General features: G+C 68.3%; 24 protein-coding genes and 2 pseudogenes. 16 read left to right on the top strand and 10 right to left on the bottom strand.

Annotation, left to right across the window (positions count from 1 at the left end; genetic code table 11):
- Positions 1-144: 144 nt before the first annotated feature.
- Positions 145-606 carry a sensor histidine kinase gene (locus ACFWZU_RS15000; protein WP_439702332.1) on the top strand — a complete coding sequence of 154 codons (462 nt, stop codon included), beginning with the start codon at positions 145-147 and terminating at the stop codon, positions 604-606.
- A 143-nt stretch (positions 607-749) separates the two neighbouring features.
- Here the strand turns inward: ACFWZU_RS15000 and ACFWZU_RS14995 are convergent, their stop codons facing one another.
- The 3 genes from ACFWZU_RS14995 to ACFWZU_RS14985 all read right to left on the bottom strand — a co-directional run bounded on the left by ACFWZU_RS14995 (position 750) and on the right by ACFWZU_RS14985 (position 4,764).
- Positions 750-1,247 (bottom strand): SRPBCC family protein, encoded by a 498-nt coding sequence (locus ACFWZU_RS14995; RefSeq protein ID WP_439702331.1) that lies wholly within the window; start codon positions 1,245-1,247, stop codon positions 750-752.
- A 77-nt stretch (positions 1,248-1,324) separates the two neighbouring features.
- Positions 1,325-1,681 (bottom strand): ArsR/SmtB family transcription factor, encoded by a 357-nt coding sequence (locus tag ACFWZU_RS14990; protein WP_439702330.1) that lies wholly within the window; start codon positions 1,679-1,681, stop codon positions 1,325-1,327.
- Between the two features lie 521 nt (positions 1,682-2,202).
- Complete coding sequence (locus ACFWZU_RS14985; RefSeq protein ID WP_439702329.1) at positions 2,203-4,764, bottom strand: ATP-binding protein; 2,562 nt, start codon at positions 4,762-4,764, stop codon at positions 2,203-2,205.
- A gap of 462 nt (positions 4,765-5,226) precedes the next feature.
- Here ACFWZU_RS14985 and ACFWZU_RS14980 point away from each other — a divergent pair, with 462 nt between their 5' ends.
- The 3 genes and pseudogenes from ACFWZU_RS14980 to ACFWZU_RS14970 all read left to right on the top strand — a co-directional run bounded on the left by ACFWZU_RS14980 (position 5,227) and on the right by ACFWZU_RS14970 (position 6,449).
- Complete coding sequence (locus ACFWZU_RS14980) at positions 5,227-5,550, top strand: hypothetical protein (RefSeq protein ID WP_439702328.1); 324 nt, start codon at positions 5,227-5,229, stop codon at positions 5,548-5,550.
- Between the two features lie 210 nt (positions 5,551-5,760).
- A pseudogene (locus ACFWZU_RS14975) lies at positions 5,761-6,030 on the top strand (OsmC family protein); the annotation flags it as partial.
- Between the two features lie 182 nt (positions 6,031-6,212).
- Positions 6,213-6,449, top strand: coding sequence for a hypothetical protein (locus ACFWZU_RS14970; RefSeq protein WP_439702327.1), 237 nt, complete (start codon positions 6,213-6,215; stop codon positions 6,447-6,449).
- A 101-nt stretch (positions 6,450-6,550) separates the two neighbouring features.
- On the opposite strand, the gene ACFWZU_RS14965 is transcribed toward ACFWZU_RS14970, so the two are convergent.
- Together ACFWZU_RS14965 and ACFWZU_RS14960 are read right to left on the bottom strand one after the other, a co-directional pair.
- A complete protein-coding gene (locus ACFWZU_RS14965; protein WP_439702326.1) occupies positions 6,551-7,798 on the bottom strand; it encodes a putative bifunctional diguanylate cyclase/phosphodiesterase in 1,248 nt (415 codons plus the stop codon).
- 12 nt (positions 7,799-7,810) lie between these two features.
- On the bottom strand, positions 7,811-9,007 hold the full coding sequence (locus tag ACFWZU_RS14960; protein ID WP_439702325.1) for an HD-GYP domain-containing protein: 1,197 nt from the start codon (positions 9,005-9,007) through the stop codon (positions 7,811-7,813).
- 527 nt (positions 9,008-9,534) lie between these two features.
- On the opposite strand from ACFWZU_RS14960, the gene ACFWZU_RS14955 reads away from it, so the two are divergent.
- Positions 9,535-10,359: a helix-turn-helix domain-containing protein gene (locus ACFWZU_RS14955; protein ID WP_439702324.1), complete on the top strand. Its 825-nt coding sequence runs from the start codon at positions 9,535-9,537 to the stop codon at positions 10,357-10,359.
- Positions 10,360-10,428: 69 nt separating this feature from the next.
- A complete protein-coding gene (locus tag ACFWZU_RS14950) occupies positions 10,429-11,049 on the top strand; it encodes a DUF1579 family protein (RefSeq protein WP_439702323.1) in 621 nt (206 codons plus the stop codon).
- Between the two features lie 59 nt (positions 11,050-11,108).
- Here the strand turns inward: ACFWZU_RS14950 and ACFWZU_RS14945 are convergent, their stop codons facing one another.
- Positions 11,109-11,939 carry a LysR family transcriptional regulator gene (locus ACFWZU_RS14945; RefSeq protein ID WP_439702322.1) on the bottom strand — a complete coding sequence of 277 codons (831 nt, stop codon included), beginning with the start codon at positions 11,937-11,939 and terminating at the stop codon, positions 11,109-11,111.
- A 130-nt stretch (positions 11,940-12,069) separates the two neighbouring features.
- Between ACFWZU_RS14945 and ACFWZU_RS14940 the strand changes: the two genes are divergently transcribed.
- The 3 genes and pseudogenes from ACFWZU_RS14940 (at position 12,070) to ACFWZU_RS14930 (ending at position 14,195) form a co-directional block, all read left to right on the top strand.
- Positions 12,070-13,071, top strand: coding sequence for a zinc-dependent alcohol dehydrogenase family protein (locus ACFWZU_RS14940; protein WP_439702321.1), 1,002 nt, complete (start codon positions 12,070-12,072; stop codon positions 13,069-13,071).
- A 30-nt stretch (positions 13,072-13,101) separates the two neighbouring features.
- Positions 13,102-13,200 (top strand): annotated as a pseudogene (locus tag ACFWZU_RS14935) (carboxymuconolactone decarboxylase family protein); the annotation flags it as partial.
- A gap of 140 nt (positions 13,201-13,340) precedes the next feature.
- Positions 13,341-14,195 (top strand): class I SAM-dependent methyltransferase, encoded by an 855-nt coding sequence (locus ACFWZU_RS14930; RefSeq protein ID WP_439702320.1) that lies wholly within the window; start codon positions 13,341-13,343, stop codon positions 14,193-14,195.
- Positions 14,196-14,238: 43 nt separating this feature from the next.
- Here ACFWZU_RS14930 and ACFWZU_RS14925 read toward each other — a convergent pair whose 3' ends face one another.
- Positions 14,239-14,415, bottom strand: coding sequence for a DUF3606 domain-containing protein (locus ACFWZU_RS14925; protein ID WP_439702319.1), 177 nt, complete (start codon positions 14,413-14,415; stop codon positions 14,239-14,241).
- Between the two features lie 179 nt (positions 14,416-14,594).
- Here ACFWZU_RS14925 and ACFWZU_RS14920 point away from each other — a divergent pair, with 179 nt between their 5' ends.
- Both ACFWZU_RS14920 and ACFWZU_RS14915 read left to right on the top strand, forming a co-directional pair.
- Positions 14,595-15,014 (top strand): hypothetical protein, encoded by a 420-nt coding sequence (locus ACFWZU_RS14920; RefSeq protein ID WP_439702318.1) that lies wholly within the window; start codon positions 14,595-14,597, stop codon positions 15,012-15,014.
- 58 nt (positions 15,015-15,072) lie between these two features.
- Entirely contained in the window at positions 15,073-15,594 is a 522-nt protein-coding gene (locus ACFWZU_RS14915; RefSeq protein ID WP_439702317.1) for a S41 family peptidase, read from the top strand.
- On the opposite strand, the gene ACFWZU_RS14910 is transcribed toward ACFWZU_RS14915, so the two are convergent.
- Positions 15,560-15,937 carry a YajD family HNH nuclease gene (locus ACFWZU_RS14910; RefSeq protein ID WP_439702316.1) on the bottom strand — a complete coding sequence of 126 codons (378 nt, stop codon included), beginning with the start codon at positions 15,935-15,937 and terminating at the stop codon, positions 15,560-15,562. The two genes, ACFWZU_RS14915 and ACFWZU_RS14910, sit on opposite strands and share 35 nt — an antisense overlap.
- A 170-nt stretch (positions 15,938-16,107) precedes the next feature.
- Between ACFWZU_RS14910 and ACFWZU_RS14905 the strand changes: the two genes are divergently transcribed.
- Positions 16,108-16,557 (top strand): CopD family protein, encoded by a 450-nt coding sequence (locus ACFWZU_RS14905; protein ID WP_439702315.1) that lies wholly within the window; start codon positions 16,108-16,110, stop codon positions 16,555-16,557.
- A gap of 485 nt (positions 16,558-17,042) precedes the next feature.
- The gene (locus tag ACFWZU_RS14900) at positions 17,043-17,738 is read left to right on the top strand and encodes a hypothetical protein (protein ID WP_439702314.1); all 696 of its coding nucleotides are present in this window, start codon (positions 17,043-17,045) and stop codon (positions 17,736-17,738) included.
- Positions 17,739-17,762: 24 nt separating this feature from the next.
- Here ACFWZU_RS14900 and ACFWZU_RS14895 read toward each other — a convergent pair whose 3' ends face one another.
- Positions 17,763-18,770, bottom strand: a complete 1,008-nt coding sequence (locus tag ACFWZU_RS14895; RefSeq protein WP_439702313.1) for an NAD-dependent epimerase — start codon at positions 18,768-18,770, stop codon at positions 17,763-17,765.
- A gap of 251 nt (positions 18,771-19,021) precedes the next feature.
- Between ACFWZU_RS14895 and thrS the strand changes: the two genes are divergently transcribed.
- Positions 19,022-20,923: a threonine--tRNA ligase gene (gene thrS / locus ACFWZU_RS14890; RefSeq protein ID WP_439702312.1), complete on the top strand. Its 1,902-nt coding sequence runs from the start codon at positions 19,022-19,024 to the stop codon at positions 20,921-20,923.
- A 45-nt stretch (positions 20,924-20,968) separates the two neighbouring features.
- The gene (gene infC / locus ACFWZU_RS14885) at positions 20,969-21,496 is read left to right on the top strand and encodes a translation initiation factor IF-3 (RefSeq protein WP_439702333.1); all 528 of its coding nucleotides are present in this window, start codon (positions 20,969-20,971) and stop codon (positions 21,494-21,496) included.
- 205 nt (positions 21,497-21,701) lie between these two features.
- Here the strand turns inward: infC and ACFWZU_RS14880 are convergent, their stop codons facing one another.
- Positions 21,702-23,690, bottom strand: coding sequence for an acetyl/propionyl/methylcrotonyl-CoA carboxylase subunit alpha (locus tag ACFWZU_RS14880; RefSeq protein WP_439702311.1), 1,989 nt, complete (start codon positions 23,688-23,690; stop codon positions 21,702-21,704).
- A gap of 209 nt (positions 23,691-23,899) precedes the next feature.
- On the opposite strand from ACFWZU_RS14880, the gene queA reads away from it, so the two are divergent.
- On the top strand, positions 23,900-24,928 hold the full coding sequence (gene queA / locus ACFWZU_RS14875; protein WP_439702310.1) for a tRNA preQ1(34) S-adenosylmethionine ribosyltransferase-isomerase QueA: 1,029 nt from the start codon (positions 23,900-23,902) through the stop codon (positions 24,926-24,928).
- Positions 24,929-24,964 lie beyond the last annotated feature (36 nt).

The raw sequence follows: 24,964 nt of genomic DNA, 5'->3' as shown, positions 1-24,964 counted from the left end.
GAAGAGAGACCGAAGGCGGCCCTCAGCGGGATGACGCCAGCGGCCTATGCACAGCACCTGTCAAACACAGCTACGATCAACCCCGGACTCTAAACCCCACCGCTACTGAAAGCGGGGGGACGTCGGTCCGCCGGGAGCGACGCCATGGAGGCATTCCAGGCGCGCCTGCTGGCCCTTTCACGCGCCCACGAGCTGCTTTTGCAGCATCAGCACGACAGCATGGACCTGGGCGAACTGGTCATCGCGCTGTTGCCGCTGCATGGCGATCGTTTCTCGATCGATGGCCCGTCGGTGCACCTCAATGCCCAGGCCGCGGTCTCGCTCTCCCTGCTGCTGCACGAGCTGGCCACCAACGCCGCCAAGTACGGTGCCTTGTCGTCCTCGCCCGGACATGTCGAACTGCGCTGGCTGGTAGAGGGCGAGGAACTGCTGCTGCAGTGGCGCGAGCGTGGCGGCCCCCCCGTGCAGCCACCCCGCACCACGGGTTTCGGCACCCGCCTGCTGGACATGGGGTTGCCCGGTTCGGGCAGCGCCGAGCGGCGTTATCCGCACACCGGCGTCGAGGTCGACCTGCGGCTGCCGCTGCGCCAGCCAGGCTGGGAGTAGGGAAGAGACCGGCGGAGCGGAAACGGGGTCGGGTTCACGCGGTGGCGCGAGGCTCGAACGGCGAGCGCTTTGCCACGAGCCATGTTCGACAGGTGATGTTCACCGGCTGTGCTAATCGGTGAGCCCGACGTTCTTCAATCGCTTCACGCCGCGGCTTCGAGCGCCTGGTCGAGGCGGCCGTAGCTGTGCTCCATGCCGTCGGTCATGCCGGTGGACATCGCGTCGTCGCGTGCGTCCCTGGACGCGAATTTCAATAGACAGACGAGCGTGGTCACGCCGTCCTGCTCGCTGAGTTCGAGCGATACGATGCAGGGATCGCCAACGGGCATGGCGAGGTCCATGTTGCCGGGGTCGAAGTATTGCTCGTGGACGAGCCTGGACGGCGCATCGACTTCGGTGAACTTGCCGAAGAACCCGAACGCGTTGCCGTCTTCCCGGTTTCTCCAGCGCCACTTGTAGGTGCCGCCGACGCGGACATCCATGTCGCACACCGGCATGTCCCAGCCCTCGTAGCCCTGCCATTGCCTCACAAGGTCGGGCCGGGTGTGTGCGTCCCACACCCGTTGGCGCGGCGCGTTGAACGTCCGTGTGACGCGCACTTCGCAATCACTCGGCAACGAGACTTCGGCGGGCTTGGGCATGGTCTTCTCCTGGTGCTTGCTGGTGATGGTGCGCCGCGCGGCGAGGAACGAGCGGGCAGGGCGCCGATAGGGCCGGGCTACTTTTTCGGTCGCTTTCGCCCCGGCGGCCTGGTCTGGAGTTCGTCGAGCAGGGCATCGAGGCGCTGGTAGTTCTGTTCGAAGATCCGGCGGTAGCGTTCGATCCAGGCCACCGCCTCGTCCAGGCGCTCCGGTTCCAGCTTGCGCGGACGCCGTTGTGCATCGACGTCCACGGAGATGAGCCCGGCACGCTCGAGCACCCTCAGGTGTTTGGAAATGGCCGGCTGGCTTATCTCGAACGGCTCGGTGAGTTCCGTCACCGTGGCCTCTCCGGTCGCCAGCCGCGCCAGGATGGCGCGGCGGGTAGGGTCGGCCAGGGCGGCGAAGGTCATGTCGAGCTGGTCGGGAGTTTGCATAACCGCTCTATTAAATAACCTGTAAGTAATATAAGGCGGATTGGACGGGCTCGTCAAGGCGCCGGCAGGCCGGTGTGGGTAGAGGGCGCCAGGGAGCCGGAGTCAAAGCGGATGGGATCAGGGCGGGGCGGTCCGCCCTGGAAACCGCCGGGCGAACGCGGATGGGGCAGGTCCTCGGCATGCCCGCGCGTCCGGCAGAACCCCCGGATCGCCCGGCTCTGCTCCGGCGCGCCCAACTTGTCACCGTGGGGCCTCGGCGTGGTCGCCATCGCGTGGTGCGGAAGTCGATGGGGCCCGGTCTTGCGACGCACATCGACGGAGCGCCACGCGGAGACGGAACGTAGACGAGCCCGGCCGTATGGTGGCCTTGCCCCGGGGTTCGGAAGGCCAGTCGCTCGTCACGCTGGTGTCAGTCGATAACCGGGGCACCTTCTTTTTCGGCCCCGGGGCCGCCGCGCAAGGCCCCGTCCCGCTGCGGCGTGGGCCTGGCGGCATCCGGCACGTTCAGGATTGCCCGCCGCCTAACCGACCTGGACGCTCGTCTGCGCCGCTTCCACCAAGTCGGCGACCGTGCCGACCAGCTCGGCCTGGCGAAAGGGCTTGGCCAGGCGGGGCAGACCGCCCGCTTCGCGTTCGGTGAGCGTGGCAAAGCCGGTAATCATCAACGCGGGGACGTCCGGCCGCAGCACGCGGACCTGGTGCGCCAGCTCGGCCCCGGTCATGCCGGGCATGGCGTAGTCGGTCACCAGCGCATCGAACGCGAGCCCGGCGTGGACCTTCTGCAATGCCTCGTAGCCGGAGCCGACGGAAACGACGCTGTACCCCGCGTCGGCCAGCATTTCGGCCGTACCGCTGCGGACCAGGTCCTCGTCATCGACCAGCAGGACGGTCGCCGCGGGAACCTCGGGCATCGCCGCCTCGTTCGCGGAGGTGTGCTGCGCGGCAGGCACGGCCGTGGAAACCGGCAACCACAATGTCGCGGTGGTGCCTCGGCCCGGCTGGCTGTCCAGCGCGAAATCGCCGCCGGATTGCGCGGCCAGACCGTGCACCGAGGACAGACCAAGCCCCGTGCCGCGGCCGACGCCCTTGGTCGTGAAGAAGGGATCGATCGCGCGCTTGACCGTCTCCGCGTCCATGCCGACGCCGGTGTCGGTCACCGAGAAACGGATGTAGCGGCCCTCGCCCAGGCGCGGATGGTTTCCAGCGACCTCCTCGCTGACGCGCACGGCCAGGTCGCCGCCGGCGGGCATCGCGTCGCGGGCGTTGACCACCAGGTTGAGCAGCGCCAGCTCCAGCTGGTTGGGATCGACCTGCGCCGGCGGCAGATCGTCCGCACAGGACAGGGAGAGCCGGATGCCCGGGCCGATCGACCGCGAGACCATGTCGCCGAAGCCGGACAGGAGCCGCGCGACGTCGACCGGCCGGGGGGCAAGGTGTTGACGCCGGGAAAAGGCGAGCAGCCGCTGGATCAGCGTTCGCGCGCGCTCGGCCGCCTGCAGGCCGCCGGCGGTCATCCGGCGGGCGCGCTCGTCGCCGTCCAGCCGCCGTGAGAGCGTGTCGAGCGCACCGAGGATCGGCGTCAGCAGGTTGTTGAAGTCGTGCGCGACACCCCCGGTGAGCTGTCCGATGGTTTCCATCTTCTGCATCTCGTGCACCTGCGCGAGCGCCGCCTGGCGCTCTTCCACCGCAACCGCGATGCGCTCTTCCAGCTCGGCCGTGAGCTGGCGCAGCGCGTCCTCGCCACGTTTGCGTGCGGTGGTGTCGCTGGCTGCACCGAACCATTCGATCACCCGGCCTTCCCCATCGAGCATCGGTACCGCGCGGGCGTGGGTCCAGCCCAGGCTGCCGTCGGCCTGGCGGATGCGGTGTTCCGAATCGAACATGCTCCGGCTTGCGATCGCCTCGTGCACGGCCGCGATGACGCGCGGCTGGTCGTCGGGATGCACATAGGTCTGCAGCCAGCCCTCGCTCGGCTCGGTGGTGTCGGCCAGGAAGCCCTGGCCTTCGAGCGCGCGCAGTTCACGCCAGTCCGCACTCATCCGGAACACCGAGTACGCGCCCGTGGTGAGCAGGGCACGGAAGCGGGCCTCGCTCTCGCGCAGGGCGTTCTCCGCGGTCGCCTGTTCGATCGCTGCCCAGGTACGCGTCGCCACGTCCTCGATCAGCGCGATTTCCTGCGGGGTCCAGCGTCGCGGCTCGCGGAAATTGACGTAGAGGGAGGCCACCAGGCGTCCGTCGCGCACCAGTGGCACCGACACGACCGAGCGCGTCTGGATCGCGCGCCAGACGCCCGGGTCCTCGCCATCGGCCTCGACATCGTCGCAGACCTCCGTCTGGCCGTTCCGGTGGCGGGCCACGCGCGCTGCGCCGAACGAGGCGAGCGGAACGCTGCCCATCAGCGGTTCGACGCCGTCGGCGAAGCAGGCGTCGTAGACGAGGGTTTCCCCGTCCGGCTGCAACCGGGCGTAGCCGGCGCGCTGGGCGCCCAGGTGGCGGCCCAGCGCCGTGACCGCGCGCTCGACCAGCACACGCGGATCGCCAACGCCGTTGAGCGCTTCTTCCAGTTCGATGCGAAAGCGCTGGCGGCGCGCGGCAAGTACCTGATCGGTGGTTTCCGCGACCGCGCAGAACATGCCGCCGACCGAGCCGCTTTCGTCCCACACCGGCGAATACGAAAAGGTGAACCACGTCTGCTCGTCGAAGCCCTTGCGGTTCATCAGCAGTGGCAGGTTCTCGCGATAGACGCTCTCGCCGGACATCGCCGCGTCGATCAGCGGGGCGATGTCGGGCCAGATTTCGCGCCAGATGTCCTGGAAGCGGGCACCCAGTGCGGCCGGGTGCTTGCTACCGAGGATCTCGGCGTAGGAATCGTTGTAGAGAAAGCCCAGCTGTGGCCCCCACGCGACGAACATCGGGAATTTCGAGTTCAGCAGCAGGCTGACCACCGAGCGCAGCGATTGCGGCCAATGGTCGGGCGCGCCAAGCGGCGAGTGCGACCAGTCGTGGCCGCGCATCATGGCGGCGACCTTTCCTCCGCCGGCAAGGAAACTTTCCTCGGGCGACATGGCATCAGGCAGGGGCACGGAGCTCTTCCTCTTGGGGGTGGGCAGCCCGTCTTCTGTGGCTGGTGCTCACGTCGATGATCAGAGCGGGAGCGGCGCCGCATGGGCAGCGGAGGGCGAGGGGAACCGCGCCCTTCAGCGCTTGCGGTCAACTTCGGAGCCTAGCAACAACAGGCTTAACTGGGTGTAGCGCCTGGCCATGAAAGCGAGGTGTCGGCCTGTTTCCCGGTGGCGGCTAACTTGTGCCGGGGGCGGTGGCGGGCCTGGTCACTCCTGCGGCCCATCGGGAAAGCCCAGGTCCCGGGCTTACGGCTTGCGTAGCAGAGCCAGGCGGGCGATATCGCCGCCGGCGCGCCAGGGTGGCGCGTCCGGTCGGGCGAGCATGCCCGGAACCGAATACGGCGCGGGCTCCTTCCTGCCGCCGGACCCAGGCCGGGGCCAGTACGACCGGGCGCTCGCGCCGACTGTGGTAGCCAGCCTCCCATGAAGTATCCGCTGACGCCCGACGGGCGCTACCTGGTGGTTCGCGGACGCCTGTGGCGCGCGGCCAACCCGCACCTGGCGCCCGATGTCCGGGAGGCATGGGTCCGCCGGCTCATGGCGGCACGGCGGGCGGTGGGAGCGGCGCGCCGATCGCAGGATGCCGACGCGCTTGCGCTGGCCGGGAAGGCGGTGGACGAAGCCAAGGTGGCGCTCGGCGAGCGGGGTCCGGTGTGGTGGAGCGACGGCGCGCCCGACCTCAACCGCCACCTGGTGAAGAACACGCCGTACGCGGCATGGTTCAAAAGTGCGGAGCGGGACGCCTGAAGTCCGCCGTGCCCGGAGCTTCCCGATTAACCTGGGCGCCGTCTCGCCCGACCAGAGGTCGCCATGGAGATTTCGGCCCGCATCCGTAACACGCCCGACGATCACTCGTTGAGCGTGTCCAGCGCCGGACACGTGCAATCGCTGCGCATACCGGTAAAGCCCAGTGGGCGGGGGAGTTCGGTCAATGGCGGCGAATAGCTCGCCGCCGCCCTCGCCACCTGCTACTGCAACGACCTGTACCGGGAGGCCGACCGGCTCGGTATCGCAATCAGCGCGTGCGAGGTGATCGCGACCGCGCACTTCGGTGGCGTGGGCCAGGCGGCCACGGCGGTCACCTATGCTGCGAGGATCGAATCGCAGGCACCGGCAGACGCGGTCGAAGGGCTGCTCCAGCAGACCGACCGCCTGGCCGAAGTGCACAACACGCTGCGCGGCGGCTGCCCTGTCGAGCGCGTCGCGTGGCCCCCGTCAGCGCAATGATGTGCGCACGAAGGCGGCACGATGCTGACGCGCGGGGTTGCACCATGCCGGTGGCGCGGGCCAGGGTACGATCGAGTCGAGCGACGCGCCGATGATGCAAGCCTTACCGGACGGCAGCCGCCGCGCGATGCCGCACACACGGGGACTTCGATGCGCCTGACGGGTCGGAAAAGCACTGGCTGGTGGCGGCGGGCCTGGTGGCCTGCGTCCTGGGCGCGTTCGTGGGCTACCTGGCGCTGCAGCCCGAGCTGGAGGCGCAGTTCCACGGCGGCGTGCTGGAGCAGGATCGGGTGCGGGTGGTGTGGCAGAACGCCGGAGTGACAGCGGTGGCCTTTGTCTGCGTAACGTCCGCTTCATTTGCGGCGCTGGGGCTGCTGCCCATCCTGTTGCGCCGCCTTCTGCGCCGGATGTGCGGGTAGCCGGCCGGTCCGCGGACGACGGGTCGGGCGCGGGTGCATTGTCGTGGCCAGGATGGGGCGCGGCTTTTTCAACCACGCGCAGGTCAAAGCCCAAAAGCAGGTCAGATCTCCTTCGGGCCTTCGGCGTGGCGCGCGACGAAATCGTCCGCTGGTTCCGGGCGACCCAGGTGGTAGCCCTGGGCATAGTCGCAGCCCATCGACATCAGCAGGTCCTGCGTGGCGCGATCTTCCACGCCTTCGGCGACCGTGGCCATGTCCATGTGGTGCGCCATCTGGATGATCGACTGCACCAGCTTGGCGGTGCGCGGGTCGTGGGCCACGTCGCACACCAGTGAGCGGTCGATCTTCAACTCGGAGGCCGGGAACCGGCGCAGGTAGGCGATGGACGCGTAGCCGGTGCCGAAGTCGTCGATGGCGATGCGGGCGCCGCGATCGCGCATGCGCCGCATCGCCTGCGCGATCGCGTCCAGGTCGTTCACCAGCGCGGTTTCGGTGATTTCCGCCACCACGACGCTGGGCGGCAGGCCCCAGATCTCCAGCAAATCCATGAGCTGTTCCACCAGGCCGGGCCTGGCGAACACCCGAGGGGAGAAATTGATGGCGAAGGTGAGGCCCGGCGCACCGCGCAGCATCGCTGCGTGGCGCAAGGTGGTGCCGATGCTCCAGCGAGTCAGTGCCTGGATCAGGTCGCTCTTTTCGGCGAATCCGACGAAGCTGGCCGGGGGCACCAGGCCTTGCCGCGGCGTGGCCCAGCGCGCCAGTGACTCGACGCCGGCGATGCCGCCGCTCTGCAGGTCCCACACGGGCTGGAAGTAGGTGCTCAGTCGATTGGCTTCGATCGCCTCGCGCAGCTCTTCGTAGACGATCTCGTCGTGCGCCTCGCGTGGTTCGTGCAGTACGCACGATTCGCCGCGCGCCTGCGCAGCGGCCAACGCCATTTCCGCCTGGCGGCACAGCAGGTCCGGCGTGTCGCCGTGGTCGGGAGAGAGCGCCACGCCCATGCACGGCCGCCCCTGGAACGGGTAGGGCAAGTCGGGCAGCGGTCGCTCGAAGGCTTGCAGCAGCCGCATGGCGGCCAGCAGCACGTGGTTGTGGCTGTGCAGCCCGGGAAGCACCACGACGAAGCTGTCGTCGCCGGCGGACAACACGCGGTCGATCGGGCGCAGCGCGCCGCGGATCCGTTCGCGCGCGTGGGCGTGCGCCGCTTCGCCGATCGCGTAACCGAAGCGCAGACTGACCTCGCGCAGGCCTTCCACGCGCAGCATCATGACCGCCAGGTGGCCGCCCGTGGCCTCCGACCGCGGCAAGTGCGCTTCGATGGCCTCGAAGATGTCAGCGCGGTTCAGCATCGCGCACCCGGATCAAGCCGCCAGGAACAGGTCGGAGGTGTCGATCGGGCAATCGCCCGGCGCCAGGCTGCGGACGATGTTGATCGCGTCGGAGCCCTCGTGGTTCATCAGGTCGATCACCTGGAAGTCGTTGACCCGCTGTTTCTGGGGCGTGCTCAGCAGCACGACCCGCGGCCGCAGCCGGCGCGCCTGGTTCTGCGCCATGACGACGGCGATCTCGCCGGTGCTCAGCTCCACCAGCGATCCGGTGGGATAGACGCCCATGCAGACCTGGAACTGCTCGACCAGCTCGTCCTGGAACAGCCGGTCGCGCTCGGCGTAGATGCGACGCAACGCGGTGTGCCGCGAGACGGCCGGGCGGAACGGGCGCGGGCTGATCATCGCCTCGTAGGTATCGACGATGCCCAGCATGCGCCCGGGCAGCGGGATGTGGGAGCCCAGCAGGCGCTCCGGATAGCCGCTGCCGTCGTAGCGTTCGTGGTGGTGGCGCACGATGTCGAGCACGTCGGGATCGGCGATCCGCGAGTTGCCGAGGATGGCCACGCCTTCGAGCACGTGCGAGCGCACCGTTTCCATCTCCTGCAGCGACAGCGGGCCGGGATGCTCCAGCAGCTCGCGCGGCAGGCGCGCCTTGCCCACGTCCATCAACAGGCCGCCGGCGGCCATGCTGATGATGGTCTCTTCGGCAAAGCCCATGTGCCGGCCGAAGGCGGCGGCCAGCGCGCTGCAGTTGATGGCGTGCCGGTAGCTGTAACTGTCGTGGCCGCGGAGGCCCTCGACCCAGAAGAACGCGTCGACGTTGCGCAGCACGCTGGCGACCAGCGGGCGCACCGCCTGTTCCACGTGCTCGGCGGAGAGTTCGCGGCCGGAGGTGACGTCCTCGAAGATCCGGTCGAGCATCGCGTTGGCGTTGTCCAGGGCCTCCCGCGCGTGCGGCAGCTCGGTGTCCATTGGCACGGCGCTGGCATACCGGGTCGACCCGTTGAAGCGCTGGGTCGAGACCTGCGAGCGGGTGATCACCGACGCCTGCGTGGCCGGGTCGGTCACCAGCCGCCGGGCGTCGATGTAGACGTGCTCGCAGTACGCGCTCAACGCCTGGATGCTTTCCACGCTGGTCAGGGCAAGCCCCTGCAGCGGAAACGGGGTTTCTTCCCACGGCCGGTCGAGCCGGCACACGTACATGCCGACCTGCAGGTCGGACACGTCCATGCAGCGCTCCTTCAGCTCATAGGTCATAAGGCATACCGCGCGTGGCTGGCGATCGACATGGGTTCGGAAGTGCTTGCTGGCATGGAGAAAACCACCGCGGGACCGGCGTCAGGGGTCGCACCCGCTGCATCGGCTCGGCCGCCGGTTTCTTTAGGGAGCCGCGCGGGCGTAGCTGGACGTCAGGATTTCCCACGCGTGCCCGTCCGGTTCGCTCCAGTAGACGCATGGCCTGCCCCAGGTCCAGCGTGAGCTGGTCATTGACGTAGACGGGACTGAACGGGCCCGCGGCAGTCTCCTCGGCCCATGGCACGTCCAGGATGCTGGCCAGCAGCGCCGCCGCGGTCCGGCGATCGCGCGAGGGAACAATCAGGTGGTCCAGTCGGATCGGCATGGCCTTGGCCGTCGGGAAGCCGGGGAAATCCACTCTACGGCAGCGAAGCCGGTAAGCGGTATCGGGCAGCGTTACGACGACGCGCGCCTTTTGCCTGCATGATGCGCAGCTCCCGCCGTCGCCCCAGGAGCGTCGCATGCCGGACAACCGTAACGTCGCGCGCCCCCCGCTGGGCGTGTTGCTGCGCGAATGGCGCGCGGCGCGCAGGCTCAGCCAGCTCGACCTGGCGCTGGCGGCGGACGTGTCGGCGCGGCACCTGAGCTGCATCGAGACCGGCAAGGCGCGGCCGGGCCGGGAGGCGCTGGCGCGCGTGGCGGCGGTGCTCGAGATGCCGCTGCGCGAGCGCAATGCGCTGTGGCTGGCGGCCGGCTATGCGCCCGAGTGCCCCGAGCATGCGCTGGCGACACCTGCGCTGGAGCGGATGCGCCAGGCGGTGGAGCTGATCCTGGCGCACCAGGAGCCGTATCCGGCCTTCGTGCTGGACCGGCAATGGAACGTGCTGATGGCAAACGACGCGGCAACGCGGGTCAACCGGCTGCTGATGGACGGCCGGGAGAGCCGCCACGGCAACCTGTTGCACCAGGTATTCGATCCGGCCGACTTTCGCGGCGTGATCGTCAACTGGCCCGAGGTAGCGGAGAAATTCCTGCACCACCTGCACGCGCAGATCGCCGCCGCGCCCACCGACCCGCTGCCGCGCCGGTTGCTCGACAGCGTGTCGGCCTATCCGGACGTGCCGGCGCTGGGCAGGGTGCATGCCGGCGGGCCGCTGGATCCGGTGCTTACGCTGGTTTTCCGCCATCGCGAAGGCGAGTTGCGGTTCTTCGAGACGATCACCACCTTTTCGATGCCGCGCGACGTGACGCTGGAAGAACTGCGGGTCGAATGTGCGTTTCCTGCCGACGAGTACACCGCGCAGGTGTGCCGGCGCCTGGCGGTGGGCCGGCGCCCGGCGCCATGACCTCCCAGGTCATTGCCGTGGCCGCAGCGTCGCCGCACGCTGGCGTCACCCCCACGCCGGAACGGCATCATGCATCGTCGCCCAAACTTCGCGTTGCTCATCCCCGCCATCGCCACGGCGGCCCTGCTGGCCTGCGGCTGCGCCATGGGGCAGGCATCACCCGGGGGGCTGCCCCGGACGCACGAGGCGTCGCCCGCCGCCGCGCCGCTGTCGCTGGAAAAGCCCGGTCCCGAGCTGGCGCGCCTGAACGCGCTTGCCGGTCGCTGGGAGGTGCGGCAATCGATGTGGTCCGATCCGGCCAGGCCGCCGGCGGTCGATCGGGGCGAGGCCACCCTGACGCCGGTGCTGAGTGGCCGGCACCTGCGCCAGGATCTGCGGATCGACTCGTCGAAGGGCACGTTCCGCGGCCTGGGCTATCTGGGCTACGACCAGGCCACGCACCGCTACGAGAGCCTCTGGATGGACGTCAACTTCACCGGGATGATCCTCGCCCGCGGGACGTACGATCCTGCGCACCGGACCTACGAACTGGCGGGGGCCATGCCCGATCCGCACCACCCCGGCACGACGCTGCCACTGCGCGAAGTCATGCATGTGCCCGATGCCGACCATTTCACCTACGAGTACTACGAGCAGCATGGCGGACGGGAGATGCTGGCCGTGCGGCTGGAGTACGCGCGCAGCAGGTGAGGATGGCCGCCGCGTGACGCCAGCGGTTTCGTGCCGGCGTCAATCCGCGAGGCGCGCGATCACGACGTCGAGCAACGCCCGCAACCGGGCCAGGCGCCGCATGTCCCGGTGATAGCCGATCCAGTGTCCCGGGAAGGCGGGTCTTCGTCCAGGTCGAGGCGGCGCAGTCCGCCGAGCGCCTCGCCGAGCGGGCAGGGCAGCACTGCGATGCCGACCCCGCGCTGGCACAGGCGCGCCTGCACGGCGCGCGCGTTGCTGCGCAAGAGAACGCGCGCGTTGGGGAACATCCGCTGCAGCCAGGCGACGTCGGGCATGTCGCTGAAGGCCGTATCCATCGTGATCAGGCCCACGTCCGCACCGTCGCCGGCGCGCGGCGACGGTTGCCCTTCGGCCACGTACACGCCGTAGGGCATGCGCAGCAGCTTGCGCGAGACGATGTCCGGTTCGTCGAAGGGCTGGATGCGGAAGGCCAGGTCGGCCTCGCGGCGGGAGAGGCTGAAGAAGCGCGAGTCGGTAAGCAACTCGATCACCACGCGCGGATGGCGTCCGGAAAATTCCGCCAGGACGGGTGCCAGCAGGTATTCGGCGAACCAGTCCGACGACGTGATCCGCAGCATGCCGTCCAGCTGCTTTTCCTGGCCGGTGAGCTGTCGCCGCAGCGCGAGCGCTTCCTCCTCCATGCGCTCGGCGTGGGGGAGCACGGCGGCGCCCTCGTCGGTGAGCACAAAGCCGCTCCGGGTCCGCTGGAACAACCTGTGCCCGACGGCGTGCTCCAGCGCCTGCAGCCGTCGTCCCATGGTCGGCTGGGTTTGCCCCAGCTTGCGCGCCGCAGCACCGAGCGTGCCTTCGCGCGCGATGGCCAGGAATACGCGCAGGTCGCTCCATTCCATCGCGGTTCTCCCTTGTCGCGGGCAGGGACGGGGGCCATGCGATTATGCATGGAGTTCATGCGGTTATCTGGATTTCCAAACAGTTTTGTCGGGCGTAGCTTGGCGCCACCTCATCGACGCCGAGCCTCCCATGACCACCTCTCCGACCATGCAAGCCGCCGTGCTGGAAAACTACGGCGCCCCGTTCCGCCTGACGGCCATCGCCCGCCCCGTGCCTCAGGCAGGGCAGGTGCTGGTGCGGGTCATGGCCAGCGGCGTCAACCCGCTGGACCTGAAGATCCGCGCCGGCGCCGCCGAGCATGCGCGCCACCCGCTGCCCGCGATCCTCGGCATCGACCTGGCTGGCGTCGTCGCAGCGATCGGGCCGGGCGTCACCGGTCTGCGCGTCGGCGACGAGGTGTACGGCATGGCCGGCGGCGTCGGTGGAGTGCAGGGGTCGCTGGCCGAATATGCCGCGGTGGACGCGAGCCTGCTCGCGTTGAAGCCGGCGCATTTCAGCATGCGCGAGGCCGCGTCGTTGCCACTGGTCTTCATCACCGCCTGGGAGGGGCTGGTCGATCGCGCCCGCGTCGGGGCAGGCCAGACCGTGCTGGTGCAGGGCGGCGCCGGTGGCGTGGGCAGCATGGCCATCCAGATCGCGCGGGCGTTCGGCGCGCAGGTCTTCGCCACCGACGCGCCGGCGCGCGCCGACGTGGTCCGCGGGCTGGGCGCCACCCCGATCGACTACACGCAAATGCAGGTCGAGGAGTATGTCGCCGCCCATACCGCGGGGCGCGGCTTCGACGTGGTGTTCGACACCGCCGGCGGCGCGAGCCTGGACGCGTCGTTCAAGGCGGTGGCGCGCTTCGGCCACGTGGTCAGTTCGCTTGGTTGGGGTACCCACGCGCTGGCGCCGCTCTCATTCCGGGCGGCGACCTATTCGGGCGTGTTCACCCTGTTGCCGCTGCTGACCGGCGAGGGCAGGGCGCACCACGGCGACATCCTGCGCGAAGCGACCCGGCTGGCCGACGCGGGGCAGGTCAGGCCGTTGCTCGATCCCCGACCGTTCGGCCTGGCCACGCTGGAGGACGCCTATGCGCTGATCGAGCAACGGCAGGCACAGGGCAAGGTTGTCGTCAGCCTCGACGGTTGACGGCGGCCGCGAGGAAGGCATTGACGCTTCGCCACGCGCGAGGAAGTCGCCGAGGCGCTCGGTGTGGCGGTCGCGCTCGATGCCGGCGCAGTGCGGGTCTACGCCGCGCGCATCATGGATCCGGTGAGCGAACGCAGCACGGGTTGGCCCGATCCACGCCATCGCGGGAGGCTCGCTCTACCCGGTACGGCGTGCACCATGGAGAATGGCGCGCTCGGTGGCCGTCAGGCCCGCTACGCGCCCGCTGGCGCGGAACGAAGGACACGGCCATGAACGAACCTTCTCCCATCCGCCACGTTTCCGACACCGCGCTGTGGGTCACGATCTACCGTGCGATGGAGAGCGAACGCCCGGATCGCCTTTTCAGCGATCCCTACGCGCGCAGGCTTGGCGGCGAGCGTGGCGAGGCGATCGTGCGCGCGATGCCGAAGGGGGCGGCGACGGCATGGCCGATGATCGTGCGCACGGCCGTGATGGACGAGATCGTGCTGCGTTGCGTGGCCGACGGTGCGGCGACCGTGCTCAACCTGGCGGCCGGGCTGGATGCACGCCCCTGGCGCCTCGACCTGCCCTCGTCGCTGCGCTGGTTGCACGTGGACATGCCCGACATGGTGCGTTACTTCCGCGAGCAGATGACTGGCGAGGCGCCCCGCTGCGAGGTCGAGTTTGTCGGCGCCGACCTGCGCGAGGCCGATGCGCGCCGCGCCCTGTTCGAACGCGCCGCCGCGCACGGCCCGGTGCTGGTGATCAGCGAAGGCTTGCTGCTGTATCTCACGCCCGCGGATGTCGGCGAACTGGCGCGCGATCTGCACGACGTGGCGCGCGCTCGCTGGTGGCTGATGGACCTCGGCTCCCCGCGCCTGCGCAAGTTCATCGAGCGCAGCCGCTGGACCCGCCAGCTCGAACACGCGTCCATGCACTTCTTTCCCGAGGAGGGCACCGCGTTCTTCGCGCCCTACGGCTGGCGCGAAAGCGAGTTCCGTTCGACCTGGGGCGAGTCGCTGCGACTGAAGCGCAGCGTGCGCGGCGCCTGGTTCTTCAAGCTGCTGTCCAGGCTGCAACCGGCGGCGCAGGTGGAGGCGGGCCGGCGCATGTCCGGGATCGCGTTGCTGGAATCGCGCTGACGGGCGCGCGCGTCGGCAGGGGATCGCCGACGCGCGCCTGGCGTCAGCGCTTCAGGGCGCGTTCGACGTCATCGGCCATGACGCCCACGCGTTCCACCGCGGTCCGCAGTTCGGCTTCGCTGACGCCCCATTTGTTGGCCCAGTAGCGGGCCTCGTAGTCCTCGTTCACGTTGACGCGGGTGCGGTCGGCGGGGCCGCGGTCGTTCAGGTTGTCGCTCATGGCAGGCTCCCGGTTGGCTGTCCTGCGGCTGGTTGTGGCACCAGCGCGGTGAAAGGGCGGTGGAACCGGAGTGGTCGCCCGTGTCCCTGTTCCGCCACGCACCGCGGCTTCACTTGCCGCTGAATCGGCGGGACTAAGCTGCCGGCACCGCGGGGTACACCGCTTACCGGAGGTGTGTCATGGCAACGAAGTCGATTCGCCGGGTGACGGCATGTGTGGTCGCGCTCGCTCTGCCGCTGGCGGCGCAAGCGCATCCGGGGAACGCCGCCAGCAAGGAGGTCAGCACCGCCGCCGCGCATGCGGGCATGGCGCTGGGTGCGGCGGACCTGAAGATGGCGCACGCGCATCTGCAGCACGTCGTCAATTGCCTGGTCGGCCTTTCCGGCGAGGGCTACGACGCGCAGGCGGAGAACCCCTGCAAGGGCATGGGGCAGGGCGCGATCGCGGACGCCAGGAGCGATGCGGCGCGCCAGTCGCGGTTGCAGGAAGCGGCGATGGAAGCCAGGAAGGGGGTGAATGCCGCCACGGTGGACGCAGCCCATGCGAGCGCGCAGAAGGTGATGTCCAGCCTGCAGGCGGAGCAGGGGCCTGCGAGCTGATCCGCGCGCGCCCAATGTAACCGCTGGCTGGCTGCGGCTGCGACGGGACTGCCGACAGTTGTCGCGCGCGCAGCGGCAACGCGTCGGTGCCGCCTGTGATCGCTCAGTCGTATGGAGCGGGGCCGACGCGCCGTGTCCGGTCCTGGAGGCGGCGGGCGAGCGGGCGACGCTGCAGGGCACAGGCGTCTGGACCGGACCGGTGTGGATCCTGGCCGACCGCCGCACCGGCTCCGCCTCCGAGGACTTCATCGCCTGGCTGCAGCAGAACAGGGTCGCGCGCGTGCTCGGCGAGACCACCGCCGGCGCAGGCTGTGGCTATGTCGATGGCGGGACCCGCACGCCGTTGCGCGCCAGTCCGTTCGACGTGCGCATGCCCAATTGCGCGCGCTTCCTGGACGACGGCACGAGATCGAGGGGCATCGTGCCGGATGTTCCCCTGCCGATGCCCAGATGCGGGCGCGCGCACTGCTCGCGGCCATGTCCACCGGGCCGGATGCGGTGGGCGGAACAGCGAAGCGCTGATCGTCCAGGCGTGCGTCCACCGCTCAGCGCTTGCCCCTTGCCTCCAGCATCGCCTTGAGGTCGGCGAACGGGTTGCCGGTGGCGGGGGCCTGTTCGGCGGACTCGTAGCCCGCGCCGCGCACGTGGTCGATGTAGCGGGAATGCTCGTTGTCGTGGCAGTACACGCACAACAGCTCCCAGTTGCTGCCGTCGGGCGGGTTGAAGTCGTGGTCGTGGTTGCGGTGGTGCACCGTCAGCTCGCGCAGGTTGGTGCGGGTGAACTCGCGCCCGCAGCGGCCGCACACCCACGGGTACATCTTCAGCGCGCGCTCGCGGTAGCCGAGCTCGCGCTGCTCGGCGGCGCGTCGCGCTTCGGCGACGATGCGATCGAGCTTGGCGGTGTCGGGCGTGCGTTGACTCATGGCGAACCTCCGTGGGGTGTCGGCATTATCGCGCTTGCGCCGGCGGGCTGGGCGCGGTCGGGGCGTTCTCGCTCCCGCATCATGCTTACGGGTGCCGCGCTTTTCGCCTCGCTGGAGCGCTGGCCGCCGGCTGCGCGACAATGGCGCGATTTCGCCATAGGAACCCGGGCATGACCTATCTGTGGATCAAATCCTTCCATCTGCTCTTCGTCATCGCCTGGATGGCGACGGTCTTCTACCTGCCGCGCATCCTCGTGAATGTCGCCGAAGCCGGCAACGAACCGGCGGTGCGGGCGCGACTGCTGCTGATGGGCCGGCGGTTGTACAAGTTCGGGCACAACATGTTCGGTATCGCATTCCTGTTCGGGCTGGTGTTGTGGCAGGGCTGGCGGGTCTTCCCCGCGACCTTGCCGAACGTCGCCGCGGGGATGCACTGGATCGATGCCAAGCTCGGCCTGGTGGCGCTGCTGCTGGCCTATTTCGTCATCGTCGGACGCATGCTCAAGCATGGCGAGAAGGGCGGTGCACTGCCCTCGCCGGTGGCTTTGCGCTGGCTCAATGAACTGCCGGTGCTGCTGCTGCTGGGCGTGATTTTCCTGGTACTCGCCAAGCCGTTTTGATCCGCCTGAAAACCGTCAGGGGCGGCGCGGGAGCTGCCGAGGGCGTTGACCGCGCGCGTGCATGATTTTTCTCGACCGCCGATTTACGTCCAAGGAGTTTTAATCGGGGACCGGTGCGATGATTTCCATTGCGCCGCTTGGTTCCAGCCAGTTCGACATAGGTCCCGGCATACCGCGAGCGCTTGACGCGTTGTGGCAGTACGGGCGTTCCCGGTATTGCGGGTCTCAAAAACTCACCTGCCAGTTCTTTCCGCGCTGATGCGCGGTGCGTATTTCTGCGTTATCCAAAAAGACACGGGACGTGGCCACGGCGTCCCCAGGACGGCCTTTGCCGTTCGTTCCCACGCCCGCTCCCGCGACCGGGGCTGGCCCGGGACCCAGGCCGCGGATGCAATGCGTGGCTGCGGACGGAGGGTGAAGCTGCCCGCGGCACGCGCGCCGCATCCAGGGCCGCCTCGCGCGGCCATCCATCCATGGGGCGAGTCATGAACATCTTTCGCCAAGACGCGTTCGAGGGCCTGAGCCAGGATCCCGCCGTGCGGATCAGGCACGCGGCGCTCGCCGGCGCCGCGCCTGCCGCGTTGGCCATCCTGGAGATATTCCACCCGCACCCGGGCCATCATCTGCTCGCGATGAACGTGCACACCTGGCTGACTGTGCATTACATCCAGGTGCCGCTTTTTGCCCTGTCGGCGTTTTCCGTGGCGGCCCTGGTGGATACGCAAACCGGTGTCTCCGCGCAGCTTTGCCGGATGGCGTTATTCGTTTTCGCCCTGTGCTTCGTGGTTTTCGACACCGCCGCAGGCCTGGTGGTGGGCAGTCTCGTGGAAGCGGCGCATGCTTCCGGGACGCCCGCTGCATGGCAGGCGCCAATCAATGCCGTATGGACACATCCGATCCTGGGAGGGACCAACCATCCCTTGCTGGCGTTGATCGGACGGATGGCGCTTTCGATCGGCACGGCATCGGCCGCCGTGTCGCTGTACTGCGCGGGCCGGCCGTGGCGGCCGGTGCTCCTGCTGGCGCTGTCCGGCTGCGTGATGTACGTGTTTCCCGGGCACTCGTGGCCCGGTGGGCCACTGACCTTCGGTGGCATCGCGGTGGCCGTCGGGTGGCTGCACTGGGTGCGGCCACGCATGACGCTGGCCCAGTGGAACATTCCCGGCCTGGGCAGGAGCTAGGCCGGGACCGACCGGCGCGCCTCTTCAGCGTGCGTGGTATTCGCGATACCACTTGACGAAGCGCGCGACGCCATCCTCGATCGAGGTGTCGGGTGCGTAGCCGACGTCGCGGCGCAGGGCGGACACGTCGGCCCAGGTGTCGGGCACGTCGCCCGCCTGCATCGGCAGCAGGTTCTTCTCGACCGAGCGGCCGAGATTCTGTTCCAGCAGCTCGATGAAGCGCAGCAGCTGTACCGGCTTGTCGTTGCCGATGTTGTACACGCGATAGGGCGCGCTCGAGGTGCCGGGGTTGGGTTGCTCCGGATCGTAGGCCGGATCGGGCTGCGCCGGATGGTCGAGCGCGCGGATCACGCCTTCGACGATGTCGTCGATGTAGGTGAAGTCGCGGCTGTGGTTGCCGTAGTTGAAGACGTCGATCGGCTCGCCGCGGCTGATGCGGTCGGCGAAGAGGATCGGCGACATGTCCGGCCGGCCCCAGGGGCCGTACACGGTGAAGAAGCGCAGACCGGTAGTGGGCAGGCCATAGAGGTGGCTGTAGCTGTGCGCCATCAGCTCGTTGGCCTTCTTGCTGGCCGCGTACAGGCTGACCGGATGGTCGACTGCGTCCTCCACCGCGAACGGCATCTTGCGGTTGGCGCCGTAGACGGAACTGGACGAGGCGTAGACCAGGTGCTGGACCTGGCCGTGGCGGCAGCCTTCGAGGATGTTGAGGAAGCCGTCCAGGTTGCTGCGAACGTAGGCGCGGGGGTTCTTCAGCGAATAGCGCACGCCAGCCTGCGCGGCCAGGTTCACCACGCGCTGCGGCTGGAAATCGGCGAAGGCGCGGTCGACCGCCTCGGCGTCGGCCAGGTCCGCGCGCAGGTGGGTGTAGGCCGGGTGCCCGGCGAACTGCGCCAGGCGCGCTTCCTTCAGCGACGGATCGTAATAGTCGTTGTGGTTGTCGATGCCGAAGACGTCGTCGCCGCGCGCGAGCAGACGCTGGGCGAGTGCGGCGCCGATGAAGCCGGCAGTGCCGGTGACGAGGATGCGCATCCGTTACGGTTCCTGTGGAGGATGGGGAATTCTAGCGGGCTGGACCGTGAGGGCCGGGGCTTGAAACCTTCACGCGCCGGATTCTTCGGCTAGACTAACGATTCTCTGCGGACACGAGGTGGCCCGCGCGTAAGCGCCGGTCGAGCGTGCGACATGGCAACTACCACTCTCCATCGCTGACCTTCCAACGCCTCTGTTTCCGTATACAAAAGGGCGTTTCGCCCTTTTTTTTGATTTTCGGGGTTCCATCCATGATCGAAGTGACTCTCCCGGACGGCAGCAGGAAGCCGTTCGACCATCCCGTGACCGTGCAGGACGTGGCCGCCTCCATCGGCGCCGGCCTGGCCAAGGCGACGCTCGCCGGCAAGGTGGACGGCAAGCTGGTCGACGCCAGCTTCCCGATCGACCATGACGCCCGCGTGGAGATCGTCACCGAGAAGAGCCCCGAGGCGCTGGAGATCCTGCGACACTCCACGGCGCACCTGCTCGCGCAGGCCGTGCAGCGCCTGTATCCGGGTGCGCAGGTCACCATCGGCCCGGTGATCGACAACGGCTTCTACTACGACTTCGCCTATGAGCGGCCGTTTACGCCCGACGATCTGGCGAAGATCGAGGCGGAAATGGAGAAGATCGTCAAGGAGGCACTGCCGGTGTCGCGCGCAGTGAAGTCGCGCGACGAGGCGGTCAAGTTCTTCCGCGACCTCGGAGAGGTCTACAAGGCGGAGATCATCGAATCGATCCCGTCCAACGAGGAACTTTCGCTCTATACCCAGGGCGAGTTCACTGATCTCTGCCGCGGCCCGCACGTGCCCAACACCGGCAAGCTGCGCGCGTTCAAGCTGATGAAGGTGGCCGGCGCCTACTGGCGCGGCGACAGCAACAACGCGATGCTGACCCGCGTCTACGGCACCGCCTGGCTCAACGACAAGGACCTGAAGGCCTACCTGCACCAGCTGGAGGAGGCCGAGAAGCGCGACCATCGCAAGATCGGCAAGGCGCTGGACCTGTTCCACCAGCAGGAAGAGTCCCCCGGCATGGTGTTCTGGCACCCCAACGGCTGGGCGATCTGGCAGCAGGTCGAGCAGTACATGCGCGGCGTGTACCGCAAGAGCGGCTACCAGGAAGTGCGCTGCCCGCAGGTGCTGGACGTGTCGCTGTGGAAGAAGTCCGGCCACTGGGACAACTACGCGGAGAACATGTTCTTCACCGAATCGGAGAAGCACACCTACGCGCTCAAGCCGATGAACTGCCCGGGCCACGTGCAGATCTTCAACAGCGGCCTGCACAGCTACCGCGAGCTGCCGATCCGCTACGGCGAGTTCGGCGGCTGCCACCGCAACGAGCCCTCCGGCGCGCTGCACGGCATCATGCGCGTGCGCGCCTTCACCCAGGACGACGGCCACATTTTCTGCACGCCGGAGCAGATCGAACCGGAGGTGACCGCGTTCCACCAGCAGGCCATGCAGGTCTACGGCGACTTCGGTTTCACCGACATCGCGCTGAAGATCGCGTTGCGCCCGGACAAGCGGATCGGGTCGGAAGAGGTGTGGGATCGCGCCGAGGACGCGCTGCGCAAGGCGCTTTCCTCCGCCGGCGTGCAGTGGGAAGAGCTGCCGGGCGAGGGCGCCTTCTACGGTCCGAAGATCGAGTACCACATGAAGGATTCGATCGGCCGTGCGTGGCAGGTCGGCACCATGCAGGTCGATTTCATGATGCCCGAGCGCCTGGGCGCCGAGTACGTGGACGAGGCCTCGCAGAAGCGCCACCCGGTCATGCTGCACCGCGCCATCGTGGGTTCGATGGAGCGTTTCATCGGCATCCTGATCGAGCACCACGCCGGCAACCTGCCGGCCTGGCTGGCGCCGGTCCAGGCGGCGGTGTTTTCCATTACCGACGCCCAGGCCGGTTATGTACGCGAGGTGACGCAAGCCCTTGTCGACAAAGGCTTCCGCGTCCAGGCCGATTTGCGCAACGAAAAAGTCGGCTATAAAATCCGCGAGCATACGTTGCAGAAGGTCCCTTACCTGCTCGTGGTCGGTGACCGCGAGAAGGAAGCGGGGGCCGTTTCCGTGCGTACCCGTTCGGGCGAGGATCTGGGCAGCATGCCGCTGGCCGCCTTCGTCGAACGACTTCAGGCCGAAACGCGGCGTTGATGTTCGCCGTGGCCTAATTCAACAACTCTTCTGGAGGATAGTGGTATCGCTACCACCGACAACAAGGGCAATCGCCGTAACCTCGAAATCCGCGTGCCGCGCGTGCGCGTGATCGGCGCCGACTCGGAACAGCTGGGCATCCTGACCCGCGACGAGGCGCTGGCCATGGCGCAGGAAGCAGGCATGGATCTGGTCGAGATCCAGCCCAACGGCGACCCGCCGGTCTGCCGCATCATGGACTACGGCAAGTTCAAGTTCGAAGCCCAGAAGAAGGCATCGGCCGCCAAGAAGAAGCAGAAGCAGGTCGAGATCAAGGAAGTGAAGTTCCGTCCGGTCACGGACGTGGGCGACTACCAGATCAAGCTGCGCAACATGCTTCGCTTCCTGGAAGAGGGCGACAAGGTCAAGGTCACCATCCGCTTCCGCGGTCGCGAGATGTCCCACCAGGACCTGGGCCAGAACCTGGCGAAGAAGATCCAGGAGGACGTCGGCGACAACGGCCAGGTGGAATCCTTCCCGAGGCTGGAAGGGCGCCAGATGGTCATGATGATCGGACCCAAGAAAAAGCAGTAAGGAAAAAGGCGGTCGCGATGGCCGCCTTTTTTTTGCTTTGCTTTTGAACCCGCTCCCCTTCGGTGAGAGGGCAGGGTGACCGGTCGGCTCGCTGGAAAAGCGGGGCGAGGTTGCTTGAGAAAGGCCCTGCCTTGGAATAAGTCCCCCGCAAGAGCGGCCCCTCACCCCAACCCTCTCCCCGGAAGGGAGAGGGAGCGGATCGAGCTCAGCTTTCGAAGCGCACCAATACCGCGTCCGCCTCGACGAACTCGCCCTGGGTCGCGCTGACGCTATCGATGATGCCGGCGCGCGGTGCCTTGAGCGCCAGTTCCATCTTCATCGCCTCCATCACGAGCAGTTCCTGGCCCTCCTCGACGCTGTCGCCGGGCTTGGCCTTGACCAGCACGATGCGCCCGGGCATCGGCGCGACGACCTGGTTGCCGCCGGCGGTTTCGCTCGAGGCCCAGGCGAAGGCGGGAGCGCGCACGAAGCGGTAACGGCGGCCGTCGGCGTCGTGCAAAAGGACGCGGGTTTCGTCCACCAGCGCGCCCAGGCGCTGGGCCTCGCCGTCGAAGCGGGCGCTCAGCGCGTCGGGTTCCAGGCGCGCACCGTGGACCTCGCAGGCCGCCTCGCCCTGCTCCAGTCGATAGTCGCCCCCATGCCCGTGGGCCGCGACCTCGTAGCGCTGCTCGTGCAGTGACAGCGCCACCACGCGCTTGCCGGCGTGACCGATGCGCCAGGCATCGGCGCTGGCCCAGGGCGAGTGCGGGTCGGCGGCGCTGGCGGATACGCTGCGCTCTTCCTGCAGCAGCGCCGCGGTGGCGGCGGCGAACAGCACGCGGTCGGCCGGCCCCGCGCCGCCTTCGAGGAACTCGTCCAGGTGCCGGTCCAGGTAACCGGTATCGATGGTTCCCTCGACCACGGAGGGATGGCGCGCCAACCGCTCGAGAAAGGCGATATTGGACTTCGGTCCGACGATCTCGCACTGGGCCAGCGCCTCGCGCAGCCGCTCCAGCGCCTTGGGCCGTTCAGTGTCCCAGACGATCAGCTTGGCGATCATCGGATCGTAGAAGATGGTGACGGTGTCGCCTTCGACCACGCCGCCGTCAATGCGTACGTGCTTCGACGGTGAAGGCAGGCGCAAGCGCACCAGCTTGCCGGAGCCGGGCAGGAAGTTCTGCTCGGGGTCTTCGGCGTACAGGCGCACTTCGATGGCGTGGCCGTGCGCCTGGATCTGTTCCTGCTCGAGCGGCAGCGGCTGGCCGGCGGCCACGCGCAGCTGCCATTCGACCAGGTCCAGGCCCAGCGTTTCCTCGGTGACCGGGTGTTCGACCTGCAGGCGCGTGTTCATCTCCATGAAGAAGAACTCGCCATCGGCGCCGACGATGAATTCCACCGTGCCCGCGCCGACGTAGTCGACCGCCCTCGCCGAAGCCACCGCCGCTTCACCCATGGCGCGACGGCGCTCCGGGGTCAGGAAGGGCGAGGGCGTCTCTTCCAGCACCTTCTGGTAGCGCCGCTGCGAAGAGCACTCGCGCTCGTTCAGGTGAATCACGTTGCCCAGCGTGTCGCCGAACACCTGGAACTCGATGTGACGCGGATGTTCGACGTAGCGTTCCAGGATCACCCGCGTGTCGCCGAAGGCGTTGGCCGCCTCGCGCTGGGCCGAGGCCAGCGCGTCAGCGAACTCGCCTTCGCCGCGGACGATGCGCATGCCCTTGCCGCCACCGCCGGCCGCCGCCTTGATCATCAGCGGGAAGCCGGTCTTGCGCGCCTGCTCGGCCAGATGGGCGGGCTCCTGGTTCTCGCCGTGGTAGCCCGGCACCAGCGGCACGTCGTGCTTTTCCATCAGCGCCTTGGCGGCCGCCTTGGAACCCATCGCATCGATGCTCTCGGGCTTGGGGCCGATGAACACGATGCCGGCCTCGACACAGGCGCGGGCGAAGCCGGTGTTCTCGGACAGGAAACCGTAGCCGGGATGGATCGCCTGGGCGCCGGTCTTTTTCGCCACCTCCAGGATGGTGTCGCCGCGCAGGTAGGAGTCGGCCGGGCGCGGGCCGCCGATCGGCCAGGCCTCGTCGGCCAGCCGCACATGCCGGGCGTCCTTGTCGGCCTCCGAATACACCGCGATGGTGTGGATACCGAGGCGACGGCAGGTGCGGATCACGCGGCAGGCGATCTCGCCGCGGTTGGCAATCAGTACGCGCTCGAACATGCAGGGTTGTCCCCAAGTCGATGCAAAGCCCGCGAAATTAACAGATATGCCGTGTGTAGCCGATGCGCAGCGCAGCACAGGCTCGGCCGGGGAGGGCTATCATTGCCGGTCGCCGTCCGACTACCTGCAGGAGCGCACCCTGTGCGCGAACGGGAGCACGGCGGTCGCGCACTGGGTGCGCTCCTACAAGAAGCCCTGCGAGGCATGCCTTGAAGAAGTCCGATTTCGATTTCGACCTCCCCCCCGAGCTGATCGCCCAGGCACCGTTGCCGGAGCGTTCGGCCAGCCGCCTGCTGTGGATGGACCCGGTGGCCCGCGCGCTGGAAGACCGCCAGTTCCGCGACCTGCCGTCCTTCCTGCGCCCCGGCGACATGCTGGTGTTCAACGACACCCGCGTGCTGCCGGCGCGGCTGTACGGGCGCAAGGAATCCGGCGGCGCGGTGGAGATCCTGATCGAGCGCGTCACCGGCGCGCACGAGGCGACCGTGCAACTGGGCGTGAGCAAGAAGCCGAAGGAGGGCGGCCGCATCGAGCTGGGGGACGGCAGCCATGCCACGGTGCTGGGCCGTGACGGGGCGTTCTTCAAGCTGCGTTTCGAGTCGCCCGAGCCGCTGGAAAAGCTGCTTGCGAGGCTGGGCGAGATGCCGCTGCCGCCCTACATCGAGCGCCACGCCGATGCCTCGGACCTGGAACGCTACCAGACCGTCTACGCCCGTGAACCGGGGGCGGTCGCCGCGCCTACCGCCGGCCTGCATTTCGACGAGGTGCTGCTCGAGCGCCTGCGGGGGCAAGGCGTGGACACCGGCTACGTAACGCTGCACGTAGGCGCAGGCACCTTCCAGCCGGTGCGCGTGGATGACATCCACCAGCACACCATGCATCGCGAGTGGCTCAACGTGGGGGCCGCATTGGTGGAGAAGATGCGCCGCACGCGCGCGGCCGGCGGCCGGGTGATCGCGGTGGGCACGACCGTGGTGCGGGCGCTGGAGAGCGCCACGATCGACGGGCAGGTGCATCCCTTTGCCGGGGAAACGCAGATCTTCATCTTTCCCGGCTATCGCATCACCAGCATCGATGGCCTGATCACCAACTTCCATTTGCCGCAGTCGACCTTGCTGATGCTGGTGTCGGCGCTCGCCGGGCGGGAGTTCGTGCTGGAGGCGTACCGGCATGCGGTGAAGGAGCGGTACCGGTTCTTCTCCTATGGGGACGCGATGCTGATCCTGCCGCGCGCTTAGTTCCCTCTCCCCTCCGGGGAGAGGGTTAGGGTGAGG

The sequence above is a fragment of the Frateuria sp. GZRR33 genome (assembly GCF_051900425.1).
In the GTDB taxonomy this organism is placed as follows: Bacteria; Pseudomonadota; Gammaproteobacteria; order Xanthomonadales; family Rhodanobacteraceae; genus Frateuria_A.
Note: the sequence above shows the minus strand (reverse complement) of the source record. Positions and strands in the feature narration are given on the sequence as shown.

What these genes read in the sequence shown, in the direction of transcription:
- ACFWZU_RS15000 (WP_439702332.1), top strand. Translation starts at nt 145, where the DNA reads ATGGAGGCATTCCAGGCGCGCCTGCTGGCCCTTTCACGCGCCCACGAG.
- ACFWZU_RS14995 (WP_439702331.1), bottom strand. Translation starts at nt 1,247, where the DNA reads ATGCCCAAGCCCGCCGAAGTCTCGTTGCCGAGTGATTGCGAAGTGCGC.
- ACFWZU_RS14990 (WP_439702330.1), bottom strand. Translation starts at nt 1,681, where the DNA reads ATGCAAACTCCCGACCAGCTCGACATGACCTTCGCCGCCCTGGCCGAC.
- ACFWZU_RS14980 (WP_439702328.1), top strand. Translation starts at nt 5,227, where the DNA reads ATGAAGTATCCGCTGACGCCCGACGGGCGCTACCTGGTGGTTCGCGGA.
- ACFWZU_RS14965 (WP_439702326.1), bottom strand. Translation starts at nt 7,798, where the DNA reads ATGCTGAACCGCGCTGACATCTTCGAGGCCATCGAAGCGCACTTGCCG.
- ACFWZU_RS14960 (WP_439702325.1), bottom strand. Translation starts at nt 9,007, where the DNA reads ATGGACGTGTCCGACCTGCAGGTCGGCATGTACGTGTGCCGGCTCGAC.
- ACFWZU_RS14955 (WP_439702324.1), top strand. Translation starts at nt 9,535, where the DNA reads ATGCCGGACAACCGTAACGTCGCGCGCCCCCCGCTGGGCGTGTTGCTG.
- ACFWZU_RS14950 (WP_439702323.1), top strand. Translation starts at nt 10,429, where the DNA reads ATGCATCGTCGCCCAAACTTCGCGTTGCTCATCCCCGCCATCGCCACG.
- ACFWZU_RS14945 (WP_439702322.1), bottom strand. Translation starts at nt 11,939, where the DNA reads ATGGAATGGAGCGACCTGCGCGTATTCCTGGCCATCGCGCGCGAAGGC.
- ACFWZU_RS14940 (WP_439702321.1), top strand. Translation starts at nt 12,070, where the DNA reads ATGACCACCTCTCCGACCATGCAAGCCGCCGTGCTGGAAAACTACGGC.
- ACFWZU_RS14930 (WP_439702320.1), top strand. Translation starts at nt 13,341, where the DNA reads ATGAACGAACCTTCTCCCATCCGCCACGTTTCCGACACCGCGCTGTGG.
- ACFWZU_RS14925 (WP_439702319.1), bottom strand. Translation starts at nt 14,415, where the DNA reads ATGAGCGACAACCTGAACGACCGCGGCCCCGCCGACCGCACCCGCGTC.
- ACFWZU_RS14920 (WP_439702318.1), top strand. Translation starts at nt 14,595, where the DNA reads ATGGCAACGAAGTCGATTCGCCGGGTGACGGCATGTGTGGTCGCGCTC.
- ACFWZU_RS14910 (WP_439702316.1), bottom strand. Translation starts at nt 15,937, where the DNA reads ATGAGTCAACGCACGCCCGACACCGCCAAGCTCGATCGCATCGTCGCC.
- ACFWZU_RS14905 (WP_439702315.1), top strand. Translation starts at nt 16,108, where the DNA reads ATGACCTATCTGTGGATCAAATCCTTCCATCTGCTCTTCGTCATCGCC.
- ACFWZU_RS14900 (WP_439702314.1), top strand. Translation starts at nt 17,043, where the DNA reads ATGAACATCTTTCGCCAAGACGCGTTCGAGGGCCTGAGCCAGGATCCC.
- ACFWZU_RS14895 (WP_439702313.1), bottom strand. Translation starts at nt 18,770, where the DNA reads ATGCGCATCCTCGTCACCGGCACTGCCGGCTTCATCGGCGCCGCACTC.
- thrS (WP_439702312.1), top strand. Translation starts at nt 19,022, where the DNA reads ATGATCGAAGTGACTCTCCCGGACGGCAGCAGGAAGCCGTTCGACCAT.
- ACFWZU_RS14880 (WP_439702311.1), bottom strand. Translation starts at nt 23,690, where the DNA reads ATGTTCGAGCGCGTACTGATTGCCAACCGCGGCGAGATCGCCTGCCGC.